The sequence below is a fragment of the Avrilella dinanensis genome (assembly GCF_002807015.1).
Lineage (GTDB): Bacteria > Bacteroidota > Bacteroidia > Flavobacteriales > Flavobacteriaceae > Flavobacterium > Flavobacterium dinanensis.
The window spans coordinates 1,554,020-1,565,446 of record NZ_NIPO01000001.1; the positions used below are offsets into that span (position 1 = coordinate 1,554,020).

General features: G+C 37.9%; 9 protein-coding genes and 1 tRNA gene. 2 read left to right on the forward strand and 8 right to left on the reverse strand.

The features are described 5' to 3' along the window. Positions 1 to 80 precede the first annotated feature (80 nt). From secA to CDL10_RS07430, 5 genes are all read right to left on the reverse strand, one after another. Positions 81 to 3,167, reverse strand: coding sequence for a preprotein translocase subunit SecA (gene secA / locus CDL10_RS07410; RefSeq protein ID WP_100677944.1), 3,087 nt, complete (start codon positions 3,165 to 3,167; stop codon positions 81 to 83). An 85-nt stretch (positions 3,168 to 3,252) separates the two neighbouring features. Next, positions 3,253 to 3,474 (reverse strand): DUF2795 domain-containing protein, encoded by a 222-nt coding sequence (locus tag CDL10_RS07415; protein WP_100677945.1) that lies wholly within the window; start codon positions 3,472 to 3,474, stop codon positions 3,253 to 3,255. Between the two features lie 93 nt (positions 3,475 to 3,567). Beyond that, complete coding sequence (locus CDL10_RS07420) at positions 3,568 to 4,140, reverse strand: cob(I)yrinic acid a,c-diamide adenosyltransferase (RefSeq protein WP_100677946.1); 573 nt, start codon at positions 4,138 to 4,140, stop codon at positions 3,568 to 3,570. Between the two features lie 19 nt (positions 4,141 to 4,159). After that, on the reverse strand, positions 4,160 to 4,849 hold the full coding sequence (locus tag CDL10_RS07425; RefSeq protein ID WP_100677947.1) for an ABC transporter ATP-binding protein: 690 nt from the start codon (positions 4,847 to 4,849) through the stop codon (positions 4,160 to 4,162). Between the two features lie 45 nt (positions 4,850 to 4,894). Next, entirely contained in the window at positions 4,895 to 5,341 is a 447-nt protein-coding gene (locus CDL10_RS07430; protein WP_100677948.1) for a hypothetical protein, read from the reverse strand. A 132-nt stretch (positions 5,342 to 5,473) separates the two neighbouring features. Here CDL10_RS07430 and CDL10_RS07435 point away from each other — a divergent pair. Continuing rightward, positions 5,474 to 5,547: transfer RNA gene (locus CDL10_RS07435), tRNA-Arg, on the forward strand. Between the two features lie 59 nt (positions 5,548 to 5,606). On the opposite strand, the gene CDL10_RS07440 is transcribed toward CDL10_RS07435, so the two are convergent. Then, the gene (locus tag CDL10_RS07440; RefSeq protein ID WP_100677949.1) at positions 5,607 to 6,254 is read right to left on the reverse strand and encodes a uracil-DNA glycosylase; all 648 of its coding nucleotides are present in this window, start codon (positions 6,252 to 6,254) and stop codon (positions 5,607 to 5,609) included. A gap of 152 nt (positions 6,255 to 6,406) precedes the next feature. Between CDL10_RS07440 and gcvT the strand changes: the two genes are divergently transcribed. Beyond that, positions 6,407 to 7,489: a glycine cleavage system aminomethyltransferase GcvT gene (gene gcvT, locus CDL10_RS07445; protein WP_100677950.1), complete on the forward strand. Its 1,083-nt coding sequence runs from the start codon at positions 6,407 to 6,409 to the stop codon at positions 7,487 to 7,489. A gap of 62 nt (positions 7,490 to 7,551) precedes the next feature. Here the strand turns inward: gcvT and priA are convergent, their stop codons facing one another. Beyond that, positions 7,552 to 9,999, reverse strand: coding sequence for a replication restart helicase PriA (priA, locus tag CDL10_RS07450; RefSeq protein ID WP_100677951.1), 2,448 nt, complete (start codon positions 9,997 to 9,999; stop codon positions 7,552 to 7,554). A gap of 33 nt (positions 10,000 to 10,032) precedes the next feature. Next, positions 10,033 to 11,421, reverse strand: coding sequence for an AAA family ATPase (locus tag CDL10_RS07455; protein WP_100677952.1), 1,389 nt, complete (start codon positions 11,419 to 11,421; stop codon positions 10,033 to 10,035). Between the last annotated feature and the right edge of the window lie 6 nt (positions 11,422 to 11,427).

The following is an 11,427-nucleotide window of genomic DNA, read 5'->3' on the forward strand; positions in this document are numbered from 1 at the left end:
ATTTTTTGCTTTTCAGAATCTGAAATAAAAAACAAAAGCTGCCCGGAAAGGACAGCTTTTGTATAATCTGTTGAATTATTTTAAGCCTTAACTTGCTGTTCCTGTTTTGGCAATTCTGCTTTGATTAAAAAAGAAATAATCTCCTTATTAATGCTATCCATTGTACTCTTGAACAATTCAAAAGCTTCAAACTTGTAGATAAGCAGCGGGTCTTTTTGTTCGTGAACTGCCAGCTGAACCGATTGTTTCAGCTCGTCCATTTTTCTCAAATGCTTTTTCCAGGTTTCGTCAATGATGCTCAAAGAAATGTTTTTCTCGAAATCATCAATAAGTGTTTTTCCTTCAGAATTATAAGCTTTTTCTAAATTGGTTACTACATTTACAGCTTTGCTTCCGTCAGAAAACGGCACAACCATACGCTCATAACTATTGTTGTTTTCATATACATTTTTGATAACCACAAAAGCATTCGCAGCATTTTCTTCCAATCGTTTCTGATAGTTATTGTAAACGTATTCATACAATTTGTAAGTCAGCTCTTTTTCTGATGTTGAGGCAAATTCTTCTTCGCTGAACGGTGGTTCCAACCCGAATATTTTGATAATATCAAATTCAAAATTGGCATAATCATTACCTACTTTGTTACCACTGGTTAGCGATTCACAAACATCAAAAATCATATTGGCGATATCTACTTTCAGCCTGTCGCCGTGCAAAGCGTGGCGTCTTCTTTTATAGATAATCTCTCTTTGTGCATTCATGATATCGTCATATTCCAACAATCTTTTACGAATACCAAAGTTGTTTTCTTCCACACGTTTTTGGGCTCTTTCGATAGATTTGGTCATCCATCTGTGCTGGATTACTTCGCCTTCTTTTAACCCGAGTGAATCCATGATTTTAGCCATTCGTTCTGAACCGAATTTACGCATCAAATCATCTTCAATCGACACGTAGAATTGTGAACTACCTACATCTCCCTGACGACCGGCACGACCTCTCAACTGTCTGTCCACACGACGCGAATCGTGTCTTTCTGTACCGATAATGGCTAAACCTCCTGCATCTTTCACTTCGCTCGTCAATTTGATATCCGTACCACGACCTGCCATATTGGTTGCAATGGTTACCGCTCCCGGTTGTCCGGCAGATTCTACGATTTCAGCTTCCTGCTTATGTTTTTTCGCATTGAGGATATTGTGTTTGATTCCTCTCATTTTCAGCATACGGCTGAGTAATTCAGAGTTTTCAACGGAAGTAGTACCGATAAGTACAGGTCTGCCTGCCTGAGATAATTCCACCACTTCTTCAATAACGGCATTGAATTTCTCACGGATTGAACGATAAATTTTATCATCTCGGTCATCTCTGGCAATTGGTCTGTTGGTCGGAATTTCGACTACATCGAGCTTATAGATTTCCCACAACTCTCCGGCTTCAGTAACGGCAGTACCGGTCATTCCGGAAAGTTTACTGTACATTCTGAAGTAATTTTGAAGTGTAATGGTTGCAAATGTCTGCGTTGCTGCTTCAATTTTTACATTTTCTTTCGCTTCAATCGCCTGATGCAATCCGTCTGAATATCTTCTTCCGTCCATGATACGTCCGGTTTGCTCATCAACAATCATTACTTTATTATCTACCACTACATACTCGGTATCTTTTTCAAATAGGGTATAGGCTTTCAGTAATTGAGTCAATGTATGGATTCTTTCAGATTTTACACCGAAATCACGGAATAATTCTGTTTTTTTCTCAGTGATTTCTTCCGACGTGCCCCCGCTTTTCTCAATATGAGCGATTTCTGTTCCGATATCCGGCATGATAAAGAAGTTATCGTCCATGCCTTTGGACAAAAACTGAATTCCGTTATCGGTCAGTTCAACCTGGTTATTTTTTTCATTAATCACAAAATACAATGCTTCGTCCACTTTCGGCATTTCACGGTTGTTGTCCTGCATGAAGTGGTTTTCTGTTTTTTGCAATATTTGTTTTACACCTTCTTCCGACAAAAATTTGATTAATGCTTTGTTTCTCGGTAAAGCACGGTAGGCTCTCAACAGATTAAATCCGGCTTGTTTGTTGTCGCCTTCTTTCAATAAACGTTTGGCTTCGGTCAAAAATCCGGTAGCTAATTTTCTTTGCAGATTTACCAGATTTTCTACTTTAGGTTTTAATTCCATGAATTCGTGTTCGTCACCTTTCGGAACCGGTCCGGAAATAATCAAAGGTGTTCTCGCATCGTCAATCAATACGGAATCCACCTCATCGACAATGGCATAGTTGTGTTTTCTCTGTACCAATTCTTCCGGTGTATGTACCATGTTGTCACGCAGATAGTCAAAACCGAATTCGTTGTTCGTACCATAAGTAATGTCTGCCTGATAAGCTTTTCTTCGCTGTGGCGAATTCGGTTGATGATTGTCGATGCAATCTACCGAAAGTCCGTGAAACTCGAATATAGGTGCTTTCCACATACAGTCACGTTTTGCCAGATAGTCATTTACTGTAACCAAATGCACGCCGTTTCCTGTCAAAGCATTCAGGTATAACGGCAGGGTAGAAACAAGCGTTTTACCTTCTCCGGTTTGCATTTCGGCAACTTTTCCCTGATGTAAAACGATACCACCAATCATCTGAACGTCGTAATGTATCATCGACCAGCTAAGCTCTTTTCCTGCAACTTCCCATCTGTTCAGCCAGGTGGCTCGTTCCCCTTCTATAGAAACATAAGGTTTTTGTTGGGCAAATTCTTTATCTTTTTCGGTAGCTGTAACTGCTATTTCGCTGTTGCTGGTAAAGCGTCTTGCTGTTTCTTTAACTACTGCAAAGGCTTCCGGTAAAATATCGTTCAATACTTTTTCAGTAGCATTGTAAGCTTCTTTCTCTAAATTATCAATGGCAGAGTAGATTTCTTCTCTCGCGTCAATGTCGGCAATAGCTTCTAATTCAGTTCTGTAAGATGCTATTTTCTCATCTTGCGGAGCCCTAGCATCTTTGATTTTCTGTTTGAATTCGATTGTTTTTCCACGTAATTCGTCGTGGGTTAATGATTCGTATGATTGTTGGAGCTGATTGATTTTATCTACAATAGGACGAAGGGATTTAACGTCCTTTTGCGATTTATCTCCAACAAACACTTTTAATATGTTATTTATGATATCCATAAATAGATTTGTTGTTAATTAATACTCAGTTATTTATAATAAAAAAAAGTCTCTCTGTTTTTTGAGACTTTTTTTGATTTTTTCTTTAATATTCGTCTTCATTCCAGAGGTAATCCTCTTCAGAAGGGTAGTCTGGCCATATTTCTTCCATAGACTCATAAGAATCCCCTTCGTCTTCGATAGACTGTAGGTTTTCCACTACTTCCAGCGGGGCACCTGTTCTGATAGCATAATCGATAAGCTCATCTTTGGTCGCCGGCCATGGGGCGTCGCTTAAATATGATGCTAATTCTAATGTCCAATACATAGTTTCTGATTACTTTAAATTTGTTGCAAAAATAACTTTAATCTGCTAAAATCCAAGCGTTAGAAGTAAAAATAGATATTGATTAACGAAAATTTAAATCTTTTCGGGTATCCACTGGACTTCTTCAGCTTTGAGTTCATGTGACAATTTTCGTGCCAATACAAATAAATAGTCAGAAAGCCGGTTGAGATATTTCAAAACCATCTCGTCTGTAGGCTCATTTTCATGCAGTTGTGTTGCCAAGCGTTCAGCTCTCCGGCACACACATCTGGCAATATGACAATATGACACAGTCGGGTGTCCGCCTGGTAACACGAAGTGTGTCATCGGTGGCAGTTCAGTTTCCATCAAGTCGATTTGTTGTTCCAATGTTGCCAAATCTTCTTCACTTATCTTTTGGATATTTAAACGTTCTTTACCACTTTTTAAAACTGCTTTTTCTGGTGCTGTCGCTAAGATTGCTCCTAGAGTAAAGAGCTTATTCTGAATAATAATTAAGCAATTCTTGTGAATGCTACTTATATCCTGGTCTCTGATTAACCCGATATGAGAATTCAGCTCATCAACTGTGCCGTAGCTTTCAATTCTAATATGATGTTTTGGCACTCTCGTTCCGCCAAACAGGGCAGTGGTTCCTTTATCTCCAGTTTTAGTATAAACTTTCATTTGTAATGCTTTTTAAAAATTATTTTTTCCTGATATCTTTTTCGATTACACCATCTCTGAGTCGAATAATTCTATGAGCGTGTTCAGCGATATCTTCCTCGTGTGTAACCAAAATAACAGTATTGCCCTGTGCATGAATTTCGTCAAACAATCCCATAATTTCGATTGAAGTTTTGGTGTCAAGATTACCGGTAGGCTCATCTGCCAGTATGATTGACGGATTGTTAACCAATGCTCTGGCAACGGCAACTCTTTGTCTTTGCCCTCCCGATAGCTGATTGGGTTGGTGGTCCATACGGTCTTCCAGTCCGACTTGCGTCAATACTTCCGAGGCTCGTTGAGTTCTTTCTGTTTTATTTTTTCCAGCATAAACCATTGGTAAAGCTACATTATCCAAAGCAGTGGTGCGTGGCAATAGGTTGAAAGTCTGGAAAACGAAGCCGATTTCTTTATTTCGGATTTCTGCCAGTTCGTTGTCATTCATTTTACTGACATCTTTTCCGTTCAGGATATATTCGCCGGAAGTTGGTGTATCCAGACAACCCAGAATATTCATTAAAGTCGATTTTCCCGAGCCGGAAGGTCCCATCAGAGCTACATATTCGCCTTTTTCAATATGAAGGTCAATGCCTTTCAATACCTGAATCCAGCCTGAACCTAAAGCAAAATCACGTTTGAGACCAGACACTTTTATGATAGAATTACTCATTGTTTTTTTATTAATAAGTGAAAGATAAGCATAAAATGTTACACTTTACAACCTTAAAAAAAATAATTCTTTTTGTTGTTCTTTCCTGACAAAAAAAACGATGTACCAATAAAAATGCAATACAACAGTAATTTTCGGGTGTTGTAATAACTTTTCTGCTAGTCGTTTTTCTGCCAGATTTCTGCAATCAATGATACCGGTTGTGTCATTGTGAAAGCTGTCAATAAAGTTTGGAAAATCAGATGTTTCGAGCTGATTGGATCGAATAATTACCAAATCGATTGTTTCCGGCAAATCAGTTATTTTTTCTGTGCGGAAATCAACAATATTATCGGGTTGAAAATATTGAATGGTTTGCTCAATAAAATGTTTTTTTCGGCTATACGTATTTCGATATGGGCGATACAATCCTTTCGTCAGATAATTGAACACAAAAGGAGAGTGCACACCATGTTGATTGCTTGACCGGAATAAAAACTGAAAATAATTCATTTTTCTATTGAAGTGACAGACAGCAAATTTCGCTATAATCTTTATCCTGAACAAAAGAAAATTTGATATTTTTTTACTGAAACATTTGGTGCGAATAATTTTTTACTTATATTTGCACCGCTCTAAAGCAATGGCCTCGTGGCGCAACTGAATAGCGCATCTGATTACGGCTCAGAAGGTTACAGGTTTGAATCCTGTCGAGGTCACAGACAAAACAACCGATTGATTATCAATCGGTTGTTTTTTTATAGCTTTAAAATTGAATTTACCAAATAACAGATGTTTTCCCATTAGCCATAAGATAAGTATTTGTCTGACTGAAATGACGGTTGCCAAACCACAAACCCCTGTTGGCACTCATCGGCGACGGGTGTCCCGAAGTCAATACCAAATGTTTGTTGCTGTCAATGACTTTTCCTTTTTGCTGAGCATGTCTGCCCCAAAGCAAGAAAACCAGATTCTCTTTTTCGGAAGATAATTGCCGGATAGCATTTTCTGTAAAATCTTCCCAACCTCTTTTTTGGTGACTGCCGGGGCTCGCCTGTCTGACTGTCAGTACGTCGTTGAGCAGCAATACACCTTGTTTTGCCCAACGGGTAAGATTTCCGGAATTGGGTATCGGGCTTCCAACGTCCTGATGTACTTCCTGTAAAATATTTCGCAATGAAGGTGGAAAAGCTATTCCGTCATTCACAGAAAAACTCAATCCGTGTGCCTGTCCGTATCCGTGGTAAGGGTCTTGTCCTAAAATAATGACTTTTGTGTCTTCAAACTTGCACCAGCGAAAAGCATTGTAAATCAATTCTCTCGGAGGAAAAACAGTTTGTGTCTGGTATTCATATTCGACAAATTCTTTAAGGCTTTTAAAATAAGGTTGCTGATTTTCTGATTCAATAAAATCTTTCCAGGTCATAATTCATTTGTTTGTCCAAAAATACGTAATTTAGGATTTTGTTGGCTGAATTTGAGGCTGAAAAAATATAAAAAACGAAAACAATCTAATACTTGTAAGTCAATAAAAAAATACCTACATTCGCTATCGAAATTAAAATGATATCTAAAACAATGAAACAAGTACCTTTACAACACGTACACGAAGCATTGGGGGCAAAAATGGTTCCTTTTGCCGGATTTAATATGCCTGTTCAATATGAAGGAGTTAACATAGAACACGAAACCGTTAGAAACGGAGTGGGTGTTTTTGATGTTTCGCACATGGGGGAATTTCTATTAACTGGAGAAAAAGCCCTGGATTTAATCCAAAAAGTAAGTTCCAATGACGCCTCGGTAATCAAAATCGGAAAGGCACAATATGCTTGTTTGCCGAATGATAAAGGCGGAATCGTAGATGATTTGATTATCTACCGAATCAAAGAAGACCAGTATCTTTTAGTGGTTAATGCATCAAATATCGACAAAGACTGGGATTGGATTTCCAAACATAATGATATGGGTGTTGATATGCGTAACCTTTCTGACGATTACGCTCTTCTCGCCATTCAGGGACCAAAATCGATAGAAGCTATGCAAAGCCTGACTTCTGCCAATTTATCTGAAATTCCGTTTTATGGTTTTGAAGTAGCTGATTTTGCCGGCATAGACAATGTAATCATTTCTGCGACAGGTTATACCGGTTCGGGAGGTTTTGAAATTTACTGCAAAAACGACGAAGTAGAACAAATCTGGAATAAAGTTTTCGAAGCCGGAAAATCTTTCGGGATTAAACCAATCGGATTAGCAGCCCGTGATACTTTACGTCTGGAAATGGGATTTTGCCTATACGGAAATGATATTGACGACACAACTTCCCCGCTTGAAGCCGGGTTGGGTTGGGTAACGAAATTCACTAAAGATTTTATCAATTCCGACAATCTGAAAAAACAAAAAGAAGAAGGCGTAAAACGCAAACTGGTAGGTTTTGAGCTTTTGGAAAAAGGTATTCCGAGACATGATTATGAAATTGTGGACAAAAACGGAAATACTATTGGAAAAGTAACTTCAGGAACAATGGCACCGTCACTTGGAAAGGGGATAGGCTTGGGATATGTTGCCATGGAACACAGCAAAGTGGATTCAGAAATTTATATCAGAATTCGTAAAAATGACGTTCCTGCCAAAGTGGTAAAAACACCTTTTTATAAGAAGTAAATTTTTCAGCCACGAATTGCGAATAATTTGTGTGAATTAGCGTAATTCGTGGCTTATATATCCTAATAAAAATCTACGTTCACAATCATCTTCACTGACTTATATTGCGGAATAGCCTCAAAAGTTTTTAGTGTCTTATTGATTTGTGTTTTTACATTTTTTATCGACTGATTGACAGGTGTTTTAATCAGGATATTTCTCAAATATTGATTTCTGATTCGATTTACAGGTGGTTCTTCCGGACCTAAAACTTCTGACTGAATCTGCATGGATAAAGTCTGCGTCAGCCATTCTGATGCTTCTCTTACTTTTTGATAATCAACGTGTTTCAACTGAATACGGATAATCCTGTAAAATGGCGGATAGCGAAATTGCAAACGTTCCTGCATTTGTTCCTTAAACATATCCCGATAACGGTGGTCTAACACTTGTTGAATAATTGAATGCAGCGGATTGTAGGTTTGAATCAAAACCTTTCCTTCCTTTTCTTTTCGTCCGGCTCTGCCAGAAACCTGCGTGAGGAGTTGATAGGCTCTTTCATGTGCCCGAAAATCAGGGTAATACAATAAGTTATCGGCATTGAGTATGCCCACCAAAGTTACATTGTCAAAATCCAAGCCTTTGGCAAGCATTTGTGTACCGACCAAAATGTCAGTTTCTTTGTTTTTAAAAGCATCAATCATTTTTTCCAAAGCAAATTTTCCTCTGGTCGTATCCTGGTCCATTCTGGCTATTTTCGCATCGGGAAAAATATGATGAAGTTCCATCTCAATTTGCTCAGTACCAAAACCTTTGGTGCTGACATCGACACTGGAACAAACGTGACAATGTGTAGGCTTGGCAATCGTATAACCGCAATAATGACATTTCAGCACATCATTTCGTTTGTAATAAGTCAGACTGACATCACAGTGGGTGCATTGTGGTACATGCCCACAGCTCAGGCATTCCATCACGGGCGAAAATCCACGTCGGTTTTGAAACAAAATAATTTGTTCGCCTTTTGCCAAAACGTTTTTCATTTCTTCAATCAAATGATTGGAAAAATGTCCGGTCATTTGTTTTTTCTGCTGAGCTTCTTTCAGGTCAATTAACTGATTTTGAGGAATAACACTATTTCCGTAACGTTTCGTGAGCTGAGTCAGTGCATACTTTTCCTGATAAGCATTATAATAACTCTCCAAACTTGGTGTGGCAGAACCCAAAAGCGTTTTTGCCTTCATCAATCTCGCCAGAACAATCGCCAAATCTCTGCCCTGATAACGAGGCGCGGGGTCTTGTTGTTTGTACGACGCTTCGTGTTCTTCATCTACAATAATTAATCCTAAATCAACAAAAGGAAGAAAGATTGATGACCTTGCTCCGATAACAATTTGTGCGGTTTCTTTCTTTTCTAATACATTTTTCCATACTTCAACTCGTTCGTTATCAGTGTATTTGGAATGATAAACAGCTACTTTGTTTCCAAAATAGGCCGTCAAACGCTGTACTAATTGTGTAGTTAAGGCGATTTCGGGCAACAGAAAAAGTACTTGCCGGTTTTCAGCGATAAATTTCTCAATTAATTTACAATAAATCTCTGTTTTTCCTGAACCTGTCACACCGTGAAGCAACTGAATATCCTTTTGTTCAAAGTTATTCCGGATATTTTCTAAAGCATTTTGCTGCACATCACTTAGCGTAATATTGATTAATTCCGAATCGTTGAAAACCACCCGGTCTTCTGCTAATGTATAAATATCGAAAATATCATTTTTTGCCAGATTATCTACAACAGCTTTGGTAACCTGAGCTTTATCGACCAATTCTTTAACCGAAATAGGGTTGGGGTTACCGGCATTAAGCTGAAAATAACTCAGTACAACATTTCTTTGTTTGTCTGTTTTTACTGAATCCAGCAAATTTTTCAGTTCGGCATTTTTACTATATTTTTCATGAATCCGGATATATTTAATCAGTTTAGGTTTATACGTTTCCCGCGTTTCTTCCTGTAAGTGAATAACGTTTTTCTGAATGAGCTTCTGCAAAGTCGGTAACACTTTTTTGGTATCTAAAATGTTTGCGATTTCTTTGACTGTCAAAACAGGCTGTTGTTGCAAAGCTTCGTAAATCAGATATTCCTGGTCAGTCAAATCGCTAATCAGGATATTTTCTTTGGAATTATATTTGATTAAAGTTTCCGTTTCGAGCAACAAAGCACCCGGCACCGCTGCCCGGTAAACTTCGCCCAAAGTACACATGTAATAATCGGCAATCCATTGCCAAAATTTGATTTGTGTGTGGGTTACAATTGGTTTTTCATCAATGATTTCAATAATTTCTTTTGCCTGATATTTCAACGGAGGCTGATGATGCTTATTTATGACCACCGCAGTATAAATGCCTGTTTTTCCAAACGGCACAGCCACCCGATAACCGGTATCTAAAAACTGAAATTCGGACTCAGACACCTGATAGGTAAATGTGTTTGGTACTTTTAACGGAACAATAACCTCAATGAAATATTGCATAATTCAAAGCTGTGAAATCATTTATCAAATAAATTAATCTTCTGTGTTTTCGGTTATTTCTTCTGTTTCTTCCGATGAATCTTCGGCAGAACTTTTAAAGCCTATTTTTCTGGTTGGTTCTTTTTTGACTTTATAGAAATCAAATTCCATTTCCATTTCTAAAAATCGATGTGGAAAATCAGTACCCACGTTTTGTTTGGCATCTAAAACAAATCTGGCACATTGCGTAAGATAATGTGAAGTCAGTTTGGCTCTCGCTTCGGTGTAGGCAATGGATAGTAATTGCTCTGTGATAACGATTTCCCGTTTATCATTTTTCCGGTACAAGCTGTAAATTCTTTTTTTCAATGATTGTGTAAAATCAATCAACATCGTATTTGAGAAAAGTTTGGTTTGTGCTGCCACAGCCCGCCAAAATTCTCTGTCATCAGCTTTGTTTTCTTTCAGAATACGGAGTAGAGGAGAGTTCTCGTCCAATTGATCGGTCATGTGGTACAGAATTAATTCTGCTCTTTCGTCTTCTGTTGGCGGAAAAATCGGGATATGCAAATCAAATCGTCCGGGAGCGGTAATTTCTTCATTTACAGCCGAAAGTACTTCAGCAGAACCAACAACGACCACTTCCGAATGCACATCTTTTTGTATATGGCGGGCAACGGCGTTAATCATATTAATCGCCTGCAAAGACATACGGTCTTTTTCATTACCCATGATTTCATCAAAATTTTCTATGAATAATAAAGTTCTGGGTTGTTTCAGCTTTTGAGCTAAAAATTCATTAAACTGTGATTTTCCATTGTTACCGTTTTCACTTTTTTTCATACTGAAATAATCCTGATAAAGATGCACGAATTCATAACCAATTAAATCAGCAATTTTTTTCGCCCAAAACACTTTTCCGCTTCCTGGAGGTCCGTATAAAATCATTCCGGAAGGCTTTGATATTCCCCATTGGTTCAGTTGGTTTGGCGTGATAAATGGTTCTAATAAATCAGTAATATAGAAAAACAGGTCACTGTAACCGACTAAAGTTTTGGGTGTTGAATAAGCTATTTTATCCAAATCATTGTAGATAAAATCATAGTTTCCGCCCAAATAAATATGTATCAAATAACTGGATACAGTCGTTTGAAATTTTTCTGCATCAATATCCTGCAATCCGTTTTCTTTAAAAAAGGTAATAATAGTTTCCGGATTAACATCGATTTCCTTTGATATCTCGCTGATTGTTTTTGGCTTGCCATGGTCCTTGCAATACTTTATCAGAAAATCTTTGTTGTTGTTCACAAAGTCGATAAAACCTTCCTGCAACTGAAAATTTGTATCAATAACCTGATTAATATCTATTCCGAAATCAAAAATAAAACTCTGTAAACTTTCTAATGAAAGGTTATTTTCGTGTGCTAAATCAATTAATCTCATAGTCTA